The sequence below is a fragment of the Caulobacter sp. GW821-FHT09B08 genome, from assembly GCF_059418225.1.
The window spans coordinates 1,223,459-1,241,444 of sequence record NZ_JBWKPL010000001.1 but is presented as its reverse complement, the minus strand read 5'-3'; the positions used below and the strand labels follow the sequence as shown (position 1 = coordinate 1,241,444).

Sequence of the window (17,986 nt, the reverse complement as noted above, 5' to 3'; positions counted from 1 at the left end):
GGAGCCACGGTCAGCGCGGCGCAGCTCTTCCCCCTATGGGGGAAGACGACCGCGAAGCGGTCCGTAGGGGGCAAGTGGCGCGTTAGAGCTCAGACCCTACGTTTCAGCGCCACGTACAGCGCCCCCTCGCCCCCGTGCCGCTGGTCGGCCACCGACACCCCGGCGACCATCTCCCTGAGCGCCGGATCAGCCAGCCATTCGGGCGTGCGCTGCTTGAGCACCCCGTGCCCCACCTTGCCCTTGCCGGTAATCACCAGCACGGCGCGATGACCCTCGTCGAAGGCCCGACGGATGAACCCCTCCAGCGTCGCCCGGGCGCGGTCCTGGTCCAGGCCGTGCATGTCGAGCCGCGCCCCGATCGGGTCGTGCTCCTTGGCGATGCGGCGCTTGCGGTTGGGCTCGATGTGGCCCGGCGGCGGCTTGGCGGCCTTGGGCCTGGGGGCGCGGATCTCGTCGGGATGGATGCGCAGCGGCGCGATCGACTCCAGGCGCGTGGGCAGGGCCGCCTCGGCGACGTGGGCCATCAGCTCGGTCTTGGCGGCCGGGCGCGGCTTGGCCTTCACCCGCATCTTCTCCGCCCGTTCGGGCGCGCGGCCCTTCACGGTCGAAGCCACCAGCCGCCAGAGGCGCAGACCGTCGTCGTCGGGCGGCGAGCGCTTGGTCACAGTCTCAGCCCAGCGGAACCAGGCGGTAGAGCCGCAGCTCGTGGCGCACGCGCCCGGCCTCGGCTCCGGCCGCAGCGCCCGTGCCGGTATAGAGATCGGCCCGCACGTCGCCCTTGATCGCCCCGCCGACATCCAGCGCCACCGCCAGGCGGCGATAGGCCGGGAAGGCGCCGGTCAGCTTGGGCGCGCTGGCGTCCAGCCAGTAGAGCCCGCCCATGGGGTGCTTGCTGGGGTCCACGGCGATGGCGCGGCCGGCCGGCAGCGGGATCCCCGCCGCGCCCACCGCTTGGCGGCCGTCGTCGGGCAGGGTCTGGAAGAACACGTAGCGCGGATTCAGCTGCATGATGGCGTCGGCCTCGGGACCGCGATGGTCGGCCAGCCAAGTGCGGATGGCGTCGCCCGAGGTGTTGTTGTCGGGCAGCAGGCCCCGGTCGCGCATGGGCGTGGCGATGCCCACGAAGGGCCGGCCGTTATGGGCCGCGAAGGCCGCCCGCACTCGGCGCCCGTCGGGCAGGACCAGGATGCCCGAGCCCTGGATTTGCAGGAAGAACAGGTCCTCGGGCCGCATCCAGGCCAGGGGACGATCCACCGGCGAGGCCTCGATGGCGGCGCGGTCCAGATACGGCGTCAGCTGGCCGCCCTCGACCTCGCCGGTCACCTTCTTGCCGGCCAGGGCCGGGTCGAACTGGGAAAGATCGACGGTCAGCAGGTCGGCCGGCTTGCCGCGCATCGGGGCGCTGAACTCGGCCGAGCGCGACATGCGCGCCTCGTATTCCGGGGCGAAATAGGCGGTCAGCAGGCCCTGGCCGGCGACCGGCTCGGGACGGAAGTGGGTTTCCAGGAAGCGGCGGGCCTGGCCGTCGTCGGCCGAGCGGTCGGCCCGCGCCTTGCGGCAGACCTCGGCCAGGGCCGGGTCCTTGGCGACGCCGCAGCCTTCGCGGAACGCCTGCAGGGCGCCGAGGTGATCCTCCTGCGCCCAACCGGCCAGGTCGGCGAACGACATGCCGGTCGGCGTCGTGGTCACGGGCGGGATCGGCGTGGTGGTGATCGGCCCGGGACCCGTCGGCGCGGGACCGGGGCCGGCCGGCGTGGGCGACGTGGTGGTGCAGGCCGCCAGCGCCAGCACGGCGAAGGCGGCGACGAAACCCCCTCGCACCACAGATGGGCGAAGCATCACGCCTCCGCGACGTCGACGCGGACCAGGGTCCAGTTCGGGTTCTTGCTCTTCAGGTCGCGCTCGAGCGTCCACAGGTCGGCGGTGCGGCGGTCGTCCACCGCCTCGCCCTCGGCGCTGGTCGAGCGGGTGCGGATCTCGGCCAGGATGCGGACCACCGCCCGGGCCATGTCGCCCTCCACGGTGATGGAGTCCAGATCCGTGCGCGGCGGGGCTAGGAACTCGGCCTTCTCGGTGCGGCCCGCGGCCTCGCGCGCGGCGATGGCGGCCTCGAAATTGGCCATGACGTCGGGCGACAGCAGCGGGCGCAGCGTGTCGCGGTCGCCGGCGGCGAAAGCCTTGACGATCATCTCGTAGGCCTGGCGGGCGCCGCTCAGGAAATGGCCGATGTCGAAGTCCGCCTGGCGGGCGCGCAGGGCGGCCAGGCCCGACAGAGCCTCTCCAGGAACCTCGGGCGCCTTCAGGTCACGCGGCGACGGGCCGGCCGGGACCACCGCCGGGGCGTCCTCGGGCTGGCGCCCGACCCGACGCCCCAGAGTGGCGTAGAGCTGGTAGAGGATGACCGCGGCCAGGGCCGCCAGGATGATCCATTCAAACACGATATATTCCGCTCACTCGGCCAAGTCGCCCCATCACGCCTATATAGGCGATAACGGGCTCGCGCGTCAGGCGCCTGGCGTTGCGCGCCAGCCGCCCGCGTGTTAGCAGCCCGGCTCTCTCCTAGCGGCCAATTTCGACGCCGAATACGGATTTTATCGATCATGACCGACACCACCGCCGCTCCGCCCGCCGCGCAGGACGAAACCGCGCCCGCCGAAAACGGCATCCGCATCATCGCCCAGTTCGTGCGCGACTTCTCGTTCGAGAGCCCCCACGCGCCGGATTCCCTGCGCGCCGGCGGCGCTCCGCCCGCCATCGACATGGGCGTGGAGATGAACGCGCGCGGTCGCCAGGACGGCCTGTTCGAAGTCGACCTGAAGCTCTCGGCCCGCGCCAGCCGCGACGAGCAGCCGGTGTTCCACGTCGAAGTGCTGTACGGCGGCCTGTTCCACATCGCCGGCGTGCCGGAAGCCGATCTGGAAGCCGTTCTGCTGATCGAGTGCCCGCGCTTCCTGTTCCCGTTCGCCCGCCGCCTGATCTCGGACGTCACCACGGAAGGCGGCTTCCCGCCCTTCCTGATCGACCCGATCGACTTCGCCGGCGTCTACGCCGCCCGCAAGGCCCAGGCCGAGGGCGTGGTGGTCGGCAACGCCTGATCACGGGCGGATCGCTGAAAGAAAAAAGCCCCGGTCGCTTCGCGCGGCCGGGGCTTTTTGCTGGGCTAAAGTCTGTCATCCCGGACAAGCGCATAGCGCGAAGATCCGGGACCGACGCGTGAACTCAGAACTTCGGGTCGGTCCCGGATCGGCGGCCCTGCGGGCCTTGTCCGGGATGACAACTGTTTGTAGCTCAGGGCTGCAGCCGATACCCGCCCATCTCGGTGATCAGGATCCGCGCCACGGCCGGGTCGGGCTCGATCTTCTGGCGCAGGCGATAGACGTGGGTCTCCAGGGTGTGGGTGGTGACCCCGGCGTTGTAGCCCCATACCTCGGTCAGCAGCTCCTCGCGCGACACCGGCTTGGAGCCGGCGCGGTAGAGGTACTTCAGGATGTTGGTTTCCTTCTCGGTCAGCCGGACCTTCTTCTGCTTCTCGTCGATCAGCAGCTTGGCCGAAGGGCGGAACTCGTAGGGACCGATGCGGAAGAGCGCGTCCTCCGAGGCCTCGTAGCTGCGCAGCTGGGCGCGGATGCGGGCCAGCAGCACGCCGAACCGGAAGGGCTTGGTGACATAGTCGTTGGCCCCCGACTCCAGGCCCAGGATCGTGTCGCTGTCGCTGGCCGCGGCCGTCAGCATGATCACCGGCGCGGTGACGCCGTTCTTGCGCATCAGGCGGCAGGCCTCGCGGCCGTCCATGTCGGGCAGGTCGACATCCAGCAGGACCAGGTCGGGCTTGAGGTCGCGGGCCATCCGCACGCCCTCGCCGGCCGTGGGAGCCTCGGCGACCGCGAACTCCTCGTGAAGGGCCAGCTGCTCGGCCAGAGCGCCGCGCAGATCATCGTCGTCGTCGACCAGGAGAAGGGTTTTGCGTTGCGCCATGGCGGGGAACATGCACCGCTGCGGCCCCCGGCGCCAAGGGCGCTTTCCGAACCTTGCGCCACAGCGTTGCTGGAGACCCGGTCTTGACGATCTTTCGCGCTCACCCCGACGGTCGGATCGCCTGGGAAGGACACGAGGTCCGCTGCGCCCTGGGCAAGGCCGGGGTGATCGCGGCGGCCGACAAGCGCGAGGGCGACAACAAGAGCCCCGTGGGCGTGTGGCCGATGCGCGAGGTCTGGTACCGGCCCGACGCCTATCCGGACGGCCCAACCACCGCCCTGCCCGTCCGCGCCACGGCCCCGGACGACGGCTGGTGCGACGCCCCGGACGACCCGGCCTACAACCGGCCGGTCAAGCTGCCCTACCCGGCCAGCGCCGAGCGGATGTGGCGCGACGACGCCGTCTACGACTTGGTGGTGATCCTGGGGCACAACGACGATCCGCCGGTCCCGGGCATGGGCTCGGCGATCTTCCTGCACCTGGCCCGCGAGGGCTATCCCGGCACCGAGGGCTGCGTGGCCCTGGCCCGCGCGGATGCCGAGGCCCTGCTGGCGGCGGCCAAGCCTGGCGACGCCGTCGAGATCGCGGCCGACTAGGTCCGGGTGCCGAACAGCGCCGAACCCACGCGCACCGAGGTCGCCCCGCAGGCGATGGCGGTCTCGAAATCGTCGCTCATGCCCATGGAGAGCTTCTCCAGGCCGTTGCGGGCGGCGATGTCGGCCAGCATCCGGAAGTGCGGCGCGGGATCGAGGTCGGCGGGCGGAATACACATCAACCCCTCCACCGGCAGGTCCAGGGCCCGGCAACGGGCGACGAAGGCGTCGGCCTGGCCGGGCGTCACGCCCGCCTTCTGCGGTTCCTCGCCGGTGTTGACCTGGACGAACAGGCGCGGCGCCCTGCCCTGGGCCTGGACCTCGTCGGCCAGCACCCGGGCCAGCTTCTCGCGGTCCAGGCTCTCGATCACGTCGAAGAAGGCGACCGCGTCGCGGGCCTTGTTGGTCTGCAGCGGACCGATCAGGCGCAGTTCGATGTCCGCGCGACGCTCGCTCCAGCGGCCCATGGCCTCCTGGACGCGATTTTCGCCGAACACCCGCTGGCCCGCGTCGAGAACAGGAGCGATATGATCCCAGGGCTGCAGCTTGGACACCGCCACCAGCGTCACCGCGTCGGCGGGACGGCCGGCGGCCAGGGCGGCGGCCTGGATGCGCGAACGGATCGAGGCGTAGACTTCAGACATGGATTGCGGACACCCGATCGACGAGATGGACGCCCTGTCTAGAACGGCGGCGCGCCTTCGCCCATGGCCGGTGCGCGGAAAGCCGCTGCCGAACCTGCTGTTCTTCACCGATCCGGTGCGCACGCCCGACCCGGAAGCCGTCGCCGAGCGCCTGCCCGCCGGGGCGGCCGTGGTGTTCCGAGCGTTCGGGGCGCCGGACGCCGAGGCGCGGGGACTGAGACTGCGCGAGATCACCCGGCGGCGCGGGCTTATGCTGCTGGTGGGGGCGGACGCCGGTCTGGCCCGCGCGGTCGAGGCCGATGGCCTGCACCTGCCCGAGCGGCTGGCGGCGGATCTGCCGGGCCTGCGGGAGAGCCATCCGGACTGGCTGATCACCATCGCCGCCCACGACGAAGCGGCCGCCCGGGCCGGGTCGACGGCCGGCGCCGACGCCCTGGTGGTGTCGCCCGTCTTCCCCAGCGCCAGCCCCTCGGCGGGCGCGCCGCTGGGCGTGGAAGGCCTGAAACGGATCGTCGAGGCGGTGCAGACGCCGGTCTACGCCCTAGGCGGGGTGCGCGCGAACACAGTGGCGCGCTTGGCGGACACGGGAATCGTCGGGATCGCGGCGGTCGAGGCGCTCAGCGCCTAGCAGACCTTAGAATTTGAAGGCGGTTTCCAGCTTCACCCGGGGGGCGGGTTCCTGGATTTCGTTCCGGCGGGCCGCCAGGGCCGGGTTCTGGTCGCCCAGGGCCACGGCGCCGCCGACGCGGATCGACGGGGTGACGCTGTAGTACGCGCCGGCCTGGACGTCCTTGGCTTCCATCTCGCGGCCCACGGGCTGGTCGAGATCGAGCTTGAGGCCCCACTTGCCCTTCTTGTCGTCCCACTTCAGGGACTTCTTCGGGCCTTGCTGGGGGTTGAACGGCGCCATCGAGGGTGCGTTGGCGAAGTCGTTCTTGACGCTGAAATCAGGAACGGTGGTGCGCGCCTTGCTCTGGGCATGGACAGCCGAAGCCGATCCCAGAAGGATCAGCGCCGTGGCGCCCGCCGTGAAGAACCTTGCCGCGAACATGTACTCGAACCCAATCCCCATCCCGCGCCTGATCAAGAGCCTAAACCCTATATAGGAGCGGGGTCCCTGAATATCGAATAAAGGCCCTCATACAACGCGGTCAACCGCAGTTGGATTGCGCCAGACGTCGCAGGAGTCGATTCAAGCGGCGCCTGTGGCGGCTGAGCCACGCGATTCCTGTTTTGACGCAGCGCGACCGTGCTATAGACCGCTTCCGGCCGCGGGGGCGCGCCTGGTCCGCGTGAATGCGCCGGCGATACATTGGAGCGAGGTACTATGGCGTTTGAGCGTGGGTCGGTGTTGCGCGGCGTCGCCGCTGGCGTGCTGGCGCTGACGGTTCTGACCGGTGTTTCGGCGTGCGGCGGCAACAAGGGCGGCGGCCAGTTCACCACCCAGAACGAAGAGCCGGGCTTCAACCCGTTCAAGGGTCGCCTGGGCGGCGGCGGCGGCAAGGCCGCGCCCCAACCGGGTTCGATCGGCGTCAACGGCTTCCTGTGGCGCGCCAGCCTGGACACCCTGGCCTTCATGCCCCTGGCCTCGGCCGACCCGTACGGCGGCGTGATCGTCACCGACTGGTACGTGAACCCGGAAAAGCCGGACGAGCGCTTCAAGGCGACCGTCTACATCCTGGACACCCGCCTGCGGGCCGACGGCCTGAACGTGACGATCTTCAAGCAGATCAACACCGGCGGGACCTGGACCGATACGGCGGCCACCGAACAGACGGCGACCGACATCGAGAACGCCATCCTGACCCGCGCCCGTCAGCTTCGACTTTCCAACATCAAGAACTAGGGTTCTTCCCTGGTTCTGCGCGGGAGCCCTTTGTCCGCGAGACAAATGGCTCCCGTTCGCTTTTTTAGAACCGCGCCCCTTTTTCGGACGCGCCTGGGCCAAAACCGCTTATGACTTCCGCGGATCATGCCTGAGGCGTGAGCCCCCGCACGAACAGTCTGGTTTCATGGCCCGCTACAATCCCAAAGACACCGAGCCGAAGTGGCGCGCCGCCTGGGCGACCGCCAACACCTTCCTGACGCCGATCACGCCCGACGCGCGTCCGAAGTACTACGTGCTCGAGATGTTCCCCTATCCGTCGGGGCGCATCCACATGGGCCATGTGCGCAACTACGCCATGGGCGACGTCGTGGCCCGCTACAAGCGCGCCCAGGGCTTCAACGTGCTGCACCCGATGGGCTGGGACGCCTTCGGCATGCCGGCCGAGAACGCGGCCATGGAGCGCGGCGTCCACCCCAAGGGCTGGACCTACGACAACATCGCCGCCATGCGCGAGCAGCTGAAGGCCCTGGGCCTGTCGGTCGACTGGTCGCGCGAGTTCGCCACCTGTGACCCGGAATATTACGGCAAGCAGCAGGCCTGGTTCCTGCGCCTGCTGAAGCGCGGTCTGGTCTATCGCAAGGAAGCCTCGGTCAACTGGGACCCGGTCGACATGACCGTGCTGGCCAACGAGCAGGTGATCGACGGCAAGGGCTGGCGCTCGGGCGCGACCGTGGAGAAGCGCAAGCTGACCCAGTGGTTCCTGCGCATCACCGACTATGCCGACGCCCTGATCGATGGCCTGAAGACCCTGGATCGCTGGCCCGAGAAGGTCCGCATCATGCAGGAGAACTGGATCGGCCGGTCCAAGGGCCTGCGGTTCACGTTCAAGTTCGACGGTGAGGCGCCGCAAGGCCACGCCGACGGCCTGGAGGTCTACACCACCCGCCCCGACACCCTGTTCGGGGCCAGCTTCGTGGGGATCGCCCCCGAGCACCCGCTGGCCGAGCAGCTGGCGGCGGCCGACCCAGCCGTGGCCGCCTTCGTCGCCGAATGCCGCAAGGGCGGCACGTCGGAAGCCGACATCGAGGGCGCCGAGAAGCTGGGCCGCGACACCGGCCTGCGCGTCGTACACCCGCTGGACCCGACCCAGACCCTGCCGGTGTGGATCGCCAACTTCATCCTGATGGACTACGGCACCGGCGCCATCTTCGCCTGCCCGGCTCACGACCAGCGCGACCTGGACTTCGCCCGCAAGTACGACCTGCCGGTCAAGCCCGTGGTGTTGCCGCCGGGCGAGGACGCCGCGACGTTCGCGGTCGGCAAGGAGGCCTATGTCGGCCCCGGCGCCATCTTCAATTCGAAGTTCCTGGACGGGCTGGACATCGAGGCCGCCAAGACCGAGGCGGTGAACCGCATCGAGGCCATGGACCAGGGCCAGGGCGCGACTGTCTATCGCCTGCGCGACTGGGGCGTTTCGCGCCAGCGCTATTGGGGCTGCCCGATCCCGGTCATCCACTGCGAGGCCTGCGGCCCCGTGGGCGTGCCGGAAGACCAGCTGCCGGTGGTGCTGCCCGACGACGTTTCCTTCGACAAGCCGGGCAACCCGCTGCTGCGCCATCCGACCTGGCGCCACACCACCTGCCCCAGCTGCGGCGGCAAGGCCGAGCGCGAGACCGACACGCTGGACACCTTCGTCGACAGCAGCTGGTACTTCGCCCGCTTCACCGACCCGACCGCCGCCGAGCCGATCAGCAAGGCCGCGGCCGACCACTGGATGCCGGTGGACCAGTATATCGGCGGCGTCGAGCACGCGGTGCTGCACCTGCTGTACGCCCGCTTCATCACCCGCGCCCTGAAGGACGAGGGCCTGGTCTCGGTGGAGGAGCCGTTCGCGGGCCTGTTCACCCAAGGGATGGTCACCCACGAGGCCTACAAGAACGCCGCCGGTGAGTGGGTCGAGCCTTCGGACATCCGCATCACCGTCGAAGGTAACGCCCGTTCGGCCGTCCATGCGACGACGGGCGAGCCGATCACCATCGGCGACATCGAGAAGATGTCGAAGTCCAAGAAGAACGTCGTCGCCCCCGAAGACATCTTCGAGGCCTATGGCGTCGACGCCGCGCGCCTGTTCGTGATGAGCGACAGCCCGCCCGAGCGCGACGTGCAGTGGACCAACAGCGGCGTCGAAGGCTCCTGGCGCTTCACCCACCGGGTCTGGAACGAGTTCGAGAGCCAGCCGGCCGGCGATTTTACCCATGACGAGGCCGACGCGGCCGCCGTGGCCCTGCGCAAGGGCGCCCACCGCCTGATCGGCTTCGTGACCGACTCCATCGAAGGCTTCCGCTTCAACAGCGGCGTGGCGCGCCTGTACGAGTTCCTGAACATGCTGAAGGCCGCGCCGGCCGAAAACGCCACGCATGGCGTCCTGGCCGCCCGCGCCGAGGCGCTGGACATCCTGGCCCGCCTGATCTCGCCCTTCACGCCTCACCTGGCCGAAGAGGCCTGGGCGCACCTGGGCAAGGCCGGCATGGCGGTCGACGCGCCCTGGCCCAAGGCCGACGCGGCCCTGGCGGCCGACGACGAGCGCGTGCTGCCCATCCAGATCAACGGCAAGCGCCGCGGCGAGATCAAGGTCAAGGCCGGCACGGCCGACGCCGAGGTCGAGAAAATCGCTCTGGCGGATCAACACGTCATGGCCCACCTTGAGGGCCTGACCGTTCGCAAGGTGATCGTGGTGAAAGACCGTATCGTCAACATCGTGGCCGGCTGATCCATGAAGCGCTTCTCGCCCTTGAAGGCTCTCCCCGCCGCCCTGATCGCCGTCTCGGCGCTGACCCTGTCGGCCTGCGGCTTCACCCCGCTGTACGGCCCGGAATCGGTCACCCGGGGCCTCGGCTCGATCGACGTGATCGCGCCCGAAGGCCGGGCCGGCTATCTGCTGCGCGAGAAGCTGGACGACGCCCTGGCGCGTGACGTCAACCTGCTGCCGACCCATCGGCTGACCTATACGGTCAAGGAGCAGCGCTACGCCCGCGGCGTGCGCGTCGACAACGTGGCCAACCGCTACGAGCTGATCCTGACGGCCAACTGGAAGCTGATGGACGCCAAGACCGGACAGCCGGTCCGCGCCGGCCAGTCCTCGGCGACCGTCACCTACGACTCCGCCGACCAGCCCTACGCCTCCATCGCCTCGCAGCAGGACAGCCAGGAGCGCGCGGCCACCGAGGTGGCGCGCAAGATCCAGCTGGAACTGGCCGCCTGGCTGGCCGGCAAGGCGGCCTGATCGTCGCCCTCCCCCGTCTAGGCGCCCCGTCATGATCCTGTCGAAGCGACCGGACATCGAACGCTTCCTGAAGGAGCCGGCGGCCGATATCCGCGCCGTGGTCATCTACGGGCGCGACCGTGGCGTGGTGCGCGACCGCGCCGACCAGCTGGTCAAGCGGCTGTTCGAGCGGCCGGACGATCCCTTCGACACGGCCCAGCTGACCGAAAGCGACCTGGAATCCCAGGGTGGCAAGCTGGAGGACGAGCTGTCGGCCCTGTCGATGATGGGCGGCCGGCGCCTGGTGCGCCTGCGCCTGACCGGCGAGAAGGGCGGACCCGACAAACAGGCCGCAGAGGCCCTGACCCGTCACGTCGAGGGCCAGCTGAACCCCGACGCCTTCTTCGTGGTCGAGGCCGGGGCCCTGGGCCGCGATTCCACCCTGCGCAAGGTGGCCGAGAAGGCCGCCGGCGCGGCGGTGATCCCCTGCTACGAGGACGAGGCCGGCGACCTGGCGCGCCTGGCGCGCGAGACCCTGGCCAAGGACAAGGTCAGCCTGAACGGCGAGGCCCTGGACCTGTTCGTCTCGCGCCTGCCCAAGGAACGTGGCGTCGCCCGCGCCGAGGTCGAGCGCCTGGCGCTGTATCTCGGCCCGGGCAGCGGCGTGGTGGCCACGCCCGCCGACCTGACCGACTTCCTGGGCGTCGAGCCCGAGGCCTCGTTGTTCGACGCCGCCTCCGACGCGTTCGGCGGCCGCGTGGGTCCCGCCCAGGCCGGCCTGCGCCGCGCCGCCGCCGAGGGCGAAGGCGGACCGGCGGCCGTGCGCGCGATGGGCTTTCACCTGGGCAAGCTGCGCCGCACCCTGACCCTGCACAAGAACGGCGTCGACCTGGCGGCCGCCGCCAAGGCCTCGGGTATCTTCTGGAAGCAGGAGCGCGAGTTCCTGCGCCAGGCCCGCGCCTGGACCCTGGAACAGCTGCTGACGGTCCAGGCCGAGATCCTGGCGGCCGACAAGGCCTGCAAGACCTCCGGCTCGCCCGACCAGCTGATCTCCGAACGGCTGGCCCTGCAGATCGCCGGCAAGGCGCGACGCCTGGGCCTCTAGGCCGGATCGACGTCCAGCTACGTCATATCTTTTAAGTTACGTCATTCCGGGCCTTGTGCCCGGAACCCCTCTGTCCGCCGCAAGTGCGGGAGGGGCGGGCCGCCAGCGGTCCGCTTGCCCTTCACATGCGGGCTGAACCAGGGGTCCCGGGCACAGGCCCGGGATGACGGCGGTTTGGGGGGTGGGGCTGAGCTTGAACGTCGATTCCGTCCTAGCCCCCGCCTCTCAAGCGAATCACGGGCCTTTCGCCCAGGGACGCGGCGAGGGGAGCGAGTCGGGCGCTTCGTCAAACGATCCGCCGTCCTATCCCCAGGAATTTGTCCGAGAAGGTCCGAAATGGGCCCGACCAAATCTCGCGGTCGAAATCGATATTTCCCTTTGCGGATCAGGCATTTGACGGCGTTTTACCGCTCGCCCAACCTCGATTCTGGCAAACAGCTCGACCGTGGATACGGTCGAGCCTTGCTCCGTGCGCCACAGAGGACCCTCCCCGAGGGCGCTACGCGCCCCGCGTCAGGCGGTTGCAGAGGTCGTCCAGCTGCTCGAGCGTCGCGTAGCGGATCGTCAGGGCGCCCGAGCCGCCGCGGTCGTCGATCTCGACGTCGAGGCCGAGCAGCGACGACAGGTCGGCTTCCAGAGACTGGGTGTCGGTGTCCTTGGTCTTGGGCGCCCGGGCGCCGGTGGGCTTGGCGCGAGCCTCGCCGTCGGCGGTGGGGGCGCGACGGGCCAGGGCCTCGGCGTCGCGGACCGACAGGCCCTTCTCGATGACCTCGCGAGCCAGGGCCGCCGGGTCGGGCACATTGGCGATGGCGCGGGCGTGGCCGGCCGTCATCTCGCCCGAGGTGACGTAGTGCTGCACCGAGTCCGGCAGGGCCAGAAGGCGCAGGGTGTTGGCCACGTGGCTGCGGCTCTTGCCCACGGTCTGGGCGATCATCTCCTGGGTCTGGCCGAACTTCTCGATCAGCACCTTGTAGCTCAACGCCTCTTCGATGGCGTTGAGGTCGGCGCGCTGGACGTTCTCGATGATGCCGATCTCGAGCACGGCCAGGTCGTCCAGCTCGCGGATCATGATCGGGATGGTCTTCAGGCCCGCGCGCTGGGCGGCCCGCCAGCGGCGCTCGCCGGCGACGATCTGGTACTCGCCCGCCGCGCCCGGCGCGGGACGCACCAGGATCGGCTGCAGCACGCCCTTCTCGCGGATCGAGTCCGAAAGTTCTACCAGGTCTTCCTCGCGGAAGGTCCGACGCGGCTGGTCGGGATTGCGTCGCACCAGTTCGATCGGCGCCTCGCGCGAGCCGCCGGCGGTATCACCGGGCGCCTGGGCGGGCGCGGAATCGACCTCGCCGAGCAAGGCCGAGAGCCCCCGACCCAGACCACGACGACCTTCCGACATCCCCGGTTCTCCCACCACGACCGACTCCCTCACGCGCTCGACTCTCAAATTCGACAATGACTTGGATGGTTATCCTCAGGCGCCGATCAGGCGGCCTGGGAGACCCTGGACTTTTCGCGGCTGATCACCTCGCGCGCCAGCCGCAGGTAGGCCTGGCTGCCGGCGCACTTGAGGTCGTAGAGCAGCACGGGCTTACCGAAGGACGGCGCCTCGGAGACCCGGACGTTGCGCGGTATGACCGCGTCATACACCTTGTCGCCGAAGTGCTCGCGCACGTCGCGGGCCACCTGGTCCGAAAGGCTGTTGCGGCGATCGTACATGGTCAGCACCACGCCCTGGATCTCCAGCTTCGGATTGAGGCTGCCGCGCACCCGCTCGATGGTCCGCATCAGCTGGGTCAGGCCCTCCAGGGCGAAGAACTCGCACTGCAGCGGCACGAACACCGCGTCGGCGGCGGTCATGGCGTTGACGGTCAGCACATTCAGCGACGGCGGGCAGTCGATCAGCACATAGGTGTAGGGGCCGTTGGCGCGCAGCGGCTCCAGGGCGTCGCGCAGGCGGTAGGAACGGCGGGCCTGCTGGCCCAGCTCGATCTCCACGCCCGACAGGTCCGCGTCGGCCGGGATCACGTCCAGGCCGGGCAGCTCGGTCTTCACGGCCGCGTCGACCACCGGCGCCTCGCCCATCAGGACGTCGTACAAGGTGGTGCGGCGCTGCAGGCGGGTGATGCCCAGGCCCGTCGAGCAGTTGCCCTGCGGGTCGGCGTCGATCAGCAGCACGCGCTCGCCGCAGGCCGCCAGGGCGGTGCCCAGGTTGATCGCGGTCGTGGTCTTGCCCACCCCGCCCTTCTGGTTGGCGATGGCGAGGACGCGCAGCGGTTGGTCAACGGACACTCTTAAGCCCCTTCACTTGCACGATCTGGCCTCTCGGGTCGCTCCGGGAGGGCCGCAGGTCGGACTCGAATTTCCAATATGTGGCGGCTTCCGCCAGTTCGGACGCGACATCTTGTCCCTTCAGGAACAGGGCGGTCGCGCCGCGCTTGAAGTAGGGCTGGGCATAACCCAGCAGTCTGACCATCGGCGCGCAGGCCCGGGCGGTGACGATCTGGACCTTCAGGTCCAGCTCCTCGGCACGGGCGTTGTGGATCTCGACGGGCAGGTTCAGCTCGTCGGCCACCACCCGCAGGAAGCGGCAGCGCTTGGCCATGCTCTCGACCAGGTGGACCTTGGCCCCCGGCGTGTCCTTCAGCAGGATCGCCAGCACCACGCCCGGCAGGCCCGCGCCGGCGCCCAGGTCGGCCCAGGTCTTGGCGTCGGGCGCCAGGGTCAACAGCTGGGCGCTGTCCCACGCATGGCGGTTCCAGTAGGTTGCGATCGTGGCCGGACCGACCAGGTTCATGACTTCGTTCCACTCGGCCAGCAGGGCCTGGAAGCGGGTCAGGTCGGCCAGCTGAGCGTCGGTGCAGCCCGTCAGCCGCTGGAAGGCGGCGGCGTCGACGGGGTCGAGCTCTTCGACCAGGGGGGCGGCGCTCACGGACATCAAGCGGCCTTCGACCGGCGGACGTGGGCCAGCAGGGCCGTCAGGGCGCCCGGCGTCACGCCTTCGATCCGCGCGGCCTGGCCCAGGGTCAGGGGCTTCACCCGCGCCAGCTTCTCGCGCACCTCGTTCGACAGGCTGCCGACCAGGCCGTAGTCCAGATCGGCCGGCAGGCGCAGATCCTCTTCCTTGCGGAAGGCCTCGGCGTCGTCGCGCTGGCGGTCGAGATAGCCGGCATAGGCCGCCTCGATCTCGATCTGCTCGCGGGCCATCGGGCTCCACGCGGCGATCTCCGGCCATACCGTCGCCAGTCGGTCCAGCGTCACCTCGGGCAGGGCCAGCATGGCCAGGACGTCGCGGCGCTGGCCGTCGTGATTGACCTTGAAGCCGGCGCGATTGGCCTCGGCGGGGGTCAGGGTCACCGAGCGGGCGAAGGCGCGGACGGCGGCCAGCTCGGCCTTCTTGGCGCCCCAGGCCTCGGCGCGGACCGGACCCACCACGCCCAGTCCCAGGCCCTTGTCGGTCAGACGCTGGTCGGCGTTGTCGGCCCGCAGGATCAGGCGGAACTCTGCCCGGCTGGTGAACATGCGATAGGGCTCGGTGACGCCCCGGGTGACCAGGTCGTCGATCATCACCCCGATATAGGCCTCGTCACGTGCGAAGACGGCGGGCTCCCTGCCCTGCACGGCCAGGGCCGCGTTCAGCCCCGCCATCAGACCCTGGGCGCCGGCTTCTTCATAGCCCGTCGTGCCGTTGATCTGGCCGGCCAGGTAGAGCCCCGGCAAGCGCTTGGTCTCCAGCGTCGGGTAGAGCTCGCGCGGATCGACATAGTCATACTCGATCGCATAGCCGTACCGGATGACCTCGACGTTCTCCAGGCCCGGCATGGTGCGCAGGAACAAGAGCTGGGTCTCGGCCGAGACCGAGGTCGAGATGCCGTTCGGATAGACCGTGTCGTCGTCCAGGCCTTCCGGCTCCAGGAACACCTGGTGGCTGGTCTTGTCGGCGAAGCGGACGACCTTGTCCTCGATGGACGGGCAATAGCGCGGGCCGATGCCGGTGGCGCGGCCGCCATAGACCGCCGACTCGCCCAGGCGCTCGGCGATGATCTTGTGGGTCTCGGCCGTGGTGTAGGTGATGCCGCACTGGATCTGCGGCACGTCCACGTGAGACGTCAGGAACGAGAACGGCTCGGGCTGCTCGTCGGCGGCCTGCATCTCCAGGCGATCCCAGGCGATGGTCTTGCCGTCCAGGCGCGCGGGCGTGCCGGTCTTCAGCCGGCCCATGTCGAAGCCCAGGGCGTAGAGCCGGTCCGACAGGCCGATGGACGGCGCGTCGCCGACACGGCCGGCCGAGATGCGGGTCTCGCCCTGGTGGATGACGCCCTTCAGGAAGGTGCCGGTGGTCAGCACCACACGTGAAGCACGATAGACGCCGCCCTCCCCGTCCACGACGCCGGCGACCTTGCCGTCCTCGACGATCAGGTCTTCGGCGGCGGCGGCGATCACGTCGAGGTTCGGATAGGCGAACAGCTCGGCCTGCATGGCCTCGCGATAGAGCTTGCGGTCGATCTGCGAGCGCGGGCCGCGCACGGCGGGCCCCTTGGAGCGGTTCAGCAGACGATACTGGATGCCGGCCTTGTCGCCCATGCGGCCCATCAGGCCGTCCAGGGCGTCGATCTCGCGGACCAGATGGCCCTTGCCCAGGCCGCCAATGGCCGGGTTGCACGACATCTCGCCGACGGTCTCGCGCTTATGGGTCAGCAGCAGGGTGCGCGCGCCGGCCCGCGCCGACGCGGCGGCAGCCTCGCAGCCGGCGTGACCGCCGCCGATGACAATGACATCCCAGGTGTTGGACAAGGTTACGCGCCTCAATGCGAACGCCCCCTTCGCGGCATAGACGTCGCGGCGGGGGCGCAAGCAGTCTTATACGCGCGACTCCCCGAAACGGCGAGTCGGTCGCGGGTGTTTCACGTGAAACACGCCGGGGACATCTGAGGTCGACCTGTGGATACTTCAAGCCGATGTTTCACGTGAAACATCACTTCCCGATGCAGAAGCTTGAAAACACTCGATCGAGCACATCCTCGGGATCGATCCGGCCGGTGATACGCGACAGGGCACGAGCGGCCAGGCGGACGTCTTCCGCCGCAAGCTCCACCTCCAGGCCGACATCGGAAAGGGCGCGCTGAAGGTACGACCGGGCTTCGGTCAGGCTTTCGGCGTGGCGGATCCGAGTAGCGGCCGGGAACTCCGCGCCGGACAAGGCGTCGACAACGTGGGAGGTCAGGGCCGCCCTCGCCTGCTCCGCGCCACCGGGCTTGCGGGCGGCCAGTTCGAGGACCTTCAGGCCCTGGGCCGACAGCGCCTCGCGAAGTTCCTCCAGGCGGAAGCCGTCCACCAGGTCGATCTTGTTGATCATCGCCCAGTCGCCCGGCCGGATCACGGCATCCTCTTCGGCCTGTTTCACGTGAAACATGGAGGCGTCGATCACCCACAGCCGCAGGTCCGCCTCGGCCGCCCAGGCACGAGCTCGCCGGACGCCCTCGGCCTCGATGGCGTCCTCGGTCTCCCGCAGACCGGCGGTGTCGGCCAGCAAGGTCTTGTAGCCGCCGAGCGTCAGGGGAACCTCGATGATGTCTCGCGTGGTGCCCGGCGTGGAGGTAACGATGGCCGCATCGCGCTCGACCAGGGCGTTGAGCAGGGTGCTCTTGCCCGCATTGGGCGCCCCGACCAGGGCGATCCGGAAGCCGTCGCGCACCCGCCGTCCACGTGAAGCATCGGCCAGGGCCTCGCCGATCTCGGCGTGCAGAGCCTCCAGTCCAGGGCGAGCCCGGGCGGCGACGTCCTCCGGCAGCTCCTCGTCCGGAAAGTCCACGGCCGCTTCCAGCATGGCCAGGGCCTGGACCAGCAAGCCCCGCCAAGCGTCATAGCGCTGGCTGAGCGCCCCGCCCAACTGACCCAAGGCCTGCCGGCGCTGGGCCTCGGTCTCGGCGTCGATCAGGTCGGCCACGCCCTCGGCCTGGGTCAGGTCCAGCTTGCCGTTCTCGAAGGCCCGGCGCGTGAACTCCCCCGGCTCGGCGAGACGCAGGCCGTTCTCGTTCAGAGCCGACAACACCGCCTCGACCACCGCCCGGCCGCCATGCACGTGAAACTCGGCCGAGTCCTCGCCGGTGTAGCTGGCCGGCCCCTCGAACCAGATGACCAGGGCGTCGTCCAGCACCACGCCCTGGTGGGTCAGCTTTCGCAGAACGGCGCGCCGGGGCTTGGGAACGGCGCCCGCCAGGTCCCGCACCGCCTCGCTGGCGCGCGGTCCCGACACCCGGATGACGGCCACCGCCGCCCTGCCCGCGCCGGTGGCCGGCGCGTAGATCGTGTCGTTCATTCCGACTTGCCGCCCATGCCCGTCATGGCCGCCCCGGCCGCCGCCGTCATCAGCTTGCGGAACTGGTCCTGGGCGCCCGTGCCGAACGCCATCCAGTTCTTCATCAGCTCCTCGGGCGCCAGCATGGCCATGTTGCTGGTCATGCGGTCCTGCATTTCCTTGACCAGATGGTCGTTGAGCGCCGTGACGTCCGGGAGGCCGAGAAAAGCCCGCGCCTCGACCGGGGTGCAGTCAATCTCAATGGTCATCTTCATGATCTGGGGTTC

19 protein-coding genes are annotated in these 17,986 nt (G+C 69.6%); 7 read left to right on the top strand and 12 right to left on the bottom strand.

Annotation, left to right across the window (positions count from 1 at the left end):
- Positions 1 to 89 precede the first annotated feature (89 nt).
- From AC07OA_RS05875 to timA, 3 genes are read right to left on the bottom strand one after another with little or no spacing between them, the layout of a single operon-like run.
- Positions 90 to 665, bottom strand: coding sequence for a Smr/MutS family protein (locus tag AC07OA_RS05875; protein ID WP_494662821.1), 576 nt, complete (start codon positions 663 to 665; stop codon positions 90 to 92).
- A 4-nt stretch (positions 666 to 669) separates the two neighbouring features.
- On the bottom strand, positions 670 to 1,839 hold the full coding sequence (gene mltA / locus AC07OA_RS05870; RefSeq protein ID WP_494662820.1) for a murein transglycosylase A: 1,170 nt from the start codon (positions 1,837 to 1,839) through the stop codon (positions 670 to 672).
- The gene (gene timA, locus AC07OA_RS05865) at positions 1,839 to 2,438 is read right to left on the bottom strand and encodes a TIM44-related membrane protein TimA (RefSeq protein ID WP_494662819.1); all 600 of its coding nucleotides are present in this window, start codon (positions 2,436 to 2,438) and stop codon (positions 1,839 to 1,841) included. The genes mltA and timA overlap by 1 nt, the downstream gene beginning before the upstream one ends.
- A 162-nt stretch (positions 2,439 to 2,600) precedes the next feature.
- Here timA and secB point away from each other — a divergent pair, with 162 nt between their 5' ends.
- On the top strand, positions 2,601 to 3,095 hold the full coding sequence (gene secB, locus AC07OA_RS05860) for a protein-export chaperone SecB (RefSeq protein ID WP_494662818.1): 495 nt from the start codon (positions 2,601 to 2,603) through the stop codon (positions 3,093 to 3,095).
- Positions 3,096 to 3,288: 193 nt separating this feature from the next.
- Here secB and AC07OA_RS05855 read toward each other — a convergent pair whose 3' ends face one another.
- A complete protein-coding gene (locus AC07OA_RS05855) occupies positions 3,289 to 3,975 on the bottom strand; it encodes a response regulator transcription factor (RefSeq protein ID WP_165916658.1) in 687 nt (228 codons plus the stop codon).
- Positions 3,976 to 4,064: 89 nt separating this feature from the next.
- Here AC07OA_RS05855 and AC07OA_RS05850 point away from each other — a divergent pair, with 89 nt between their 5' ends.
- Positions 4,065 to 4,571 (top strand): L,D-transpeptidase family protein, encoded by a 507-nt coding sequence (locus AC07OA_RS05850; RefSeq protein ID WP_494662927.1) that lies wholly within the window; start codon positions 4,065 to 4,067, stop codon positions 4,569 to 4,571.
- Here the strand turns inward: AC07OA_RS05850 and AC07OA_RS05845 are convergent.
- Positions 4,568 to 5,212 carry a YggS family pyridoxal phosphate-dependent enzyme gene (locus AC07OA_RS05845; protein WP_494662817.1) on the bottom strand — a complete coding sequence of 215 codons (645 nt, stop codon included), beginning with the start codon at positions 5,210 to 5,212 and terminating at the stop codon, positions 4,568 to 4,570. The two genes, AC07OA_RS05850 and AC07OA_RS05845, sit on opposite strands and share 4 nt — an antisense overlap.
- Between AC07OA_RS05845 and AC07OA_RS05840 the strand changes: the two genes are divergently transcribed.
- A complete protein-coding gene (locus AC07OA_RS05840) occupies positions 5,211 to 5,840 on the top strand; it encodes a thiamine phosphate synthase (protein WP_494662816.1) in 630 nt (209 codons plus the stop codon). The genes AC07OA_RS05845 and AC07OA_RS05840 overlap by 2 nt on opposite strands.
- 6 nt (positions 5,841 to 5,846) lie before the next feature.
- Here the strand turns inward: AC07OA_RS05840 and AC07OA_RS05835 are convergent, their stop codons facing one another.
- Positions 5,847 to 6,284, bottom strand: coding sequence for an NtrZ family periplasmic regulatory protein (locus AC07OA_RS05835; RefSeq protein WP_494662815.1), 438 nt, complete (start codon positions 6,282 to 6,284; stop codon positions 5,847 to 5,849).
- A 240-nt stretch (positions 6,285 to 6,524) separates the two neighbouring features.
- Between AC07OA_RS05835 and AC07OA_RS05830 the strand changes: the two genes are divergently transcribed.
- From AC07OA_RS05830 to holA, 4 genes are all read left to right on the top strand, one after another.
- On the top strand, positions 6,525 to 7,058 hold the full coding sequence (locus AC07OA_RS05830; RefSeq protein WP_494662814.1) for a DUF3576 domain-containing protein: 534 nt from the start codon (positions 6,525 to 6,527) through the stop codon (positions 7,056 to 7,058).
- A gap of 166 nt (positions 7,059 to 7,224) precedes the next feature.
- Positions 7,225 to 9,810 carry a leucine--tRNA ligase gene (gene leuS, locus AC07OA_RS05825; RefSeq protein ID WP_494662813.1) on the top strand — a complete coding sequence of 862 codons (2,586 nt, stop codon included), beginning with the start codon at positions 7,225 to 7,227 and terminating at the stop codon, positions 9,808 to 9,810.
- A gap of 3 nt (positions 9,811 to 9,813) precedes the next feature.
- On the top strand, positions 9,814 to 10,323 hold the full coding sequence (gene lptE / locus AC07OA_RS05820; RefSeq protein ID WP_494662812.1) for an LPS assembly lipoprotein LptE: 510 nt from the start codon (positions 9,814 to 9,816) through the stop codon (positions 10,321 to 10,323).
- A 31-nt stretch (positions 10,324 to 10,354) separates the two neighbouring features.
- On the top strand, positions 10,355 to 11,407 hold the full coding sequence (holA, locus tag AC07OA_RS05815; protein WP_494662811.1) for a DNA polymerase III subunit delta: 1,053 nt from the start codon (positions 10,355 to 10,357) through the stop codon (positions 11,405 to 11,407).
- A gap of 499 nt (positions 11,408 to 11,906) precedes the next feature.
- On the opposite strand, the gene AC07OA_RS05810 is transcribed toward holA, so the two are convergent.
- The 6 genes from AC07OA_RS05810 to AC07OA_RS05785 form a co-directional block, all read right to left on the bottom strand.
- Positions 11,907 to 12,800 (bottom strand): ParB/RepB/Spo0J family partition protein, encoded by an 894-nt coding sequence (locus AC07OA_RS05810; protein WP_494662810.1) that lies wholly within the window; start codon positions 12,798 to 12,800, stop codon positions 11,907 to 11,909.
- Positions 12,801 to 12,886: 86 nt separating this feature from the next.
- Positions 12,887 to 13,693, bottom strand: coding sequence for a ParA family protein (locus AC07OA_RS05805; protein WP_494662809.1), 807 nt, complete (start codon positions 13,691 to 13,693; stop codon positions 12,887 to 12,889).
- A complete protein-coding gene (gene rsmG, locus AC07OA_RS05800) occupies positions 13,683 to 14,339 on the bottom strand; it encodes a 16S rRNA (guanine(527)-N(7))-methyltransferase RsmG (RefSeq protein WP_494662808.1) in 657 nt (218 codons plus the stop codon). The genes AC07OA_RS05805 and rsmG overlap by 11 nt, the downstream gene beginning before the upstream one ends.
- Entirely contained in the window at positions 14,339 to 16,195 is a 1,857-nt protein-coding gene (gene mnmG / locus AC07OA_RS05795; RefSeq protein ID WP_494662807.1) for a tRNA uridine-5-carboxymethylaminomethyl(34) synthesis enzyme MnmG, read from the bottom strand. The genes rsmG and mnmG overlap by 1 nt, the downstream gene beginning before the upstream one ends.
- A 181-nt stretch (positions 16,196 to 16,376) precedes the next feature.
- Entirely contained in the window at positions 16,377 to 17,720 is a 1,344-nt protein-coding gene (gene mnmE, locus AC07OA_RS05790; RefSeq protein ID WP_494662806.1) for a tRNA uridine-5-carboxymethylaminomethyl(34) synthesis GTPase MnmE, read from the bottom strand.
- On the bottom strand, positions 17,717 to 17,974 hold the full coding sequence (locus AC07OA_RS05785) for a DUF6489 family protein (RefSeq protein ID WP_494662805.1): 258 nt from the start codon (positions 17,972 to 17,974) through the stop codon (positions 17,717 to 17,719). The genes mnmE and AC07OA_RS05785 overlap by 4 nt, the downstream gene beginning before the upstream one ends.
- Positions 17,975 to 17,986 lie beyond the last annotated feature (12 nt).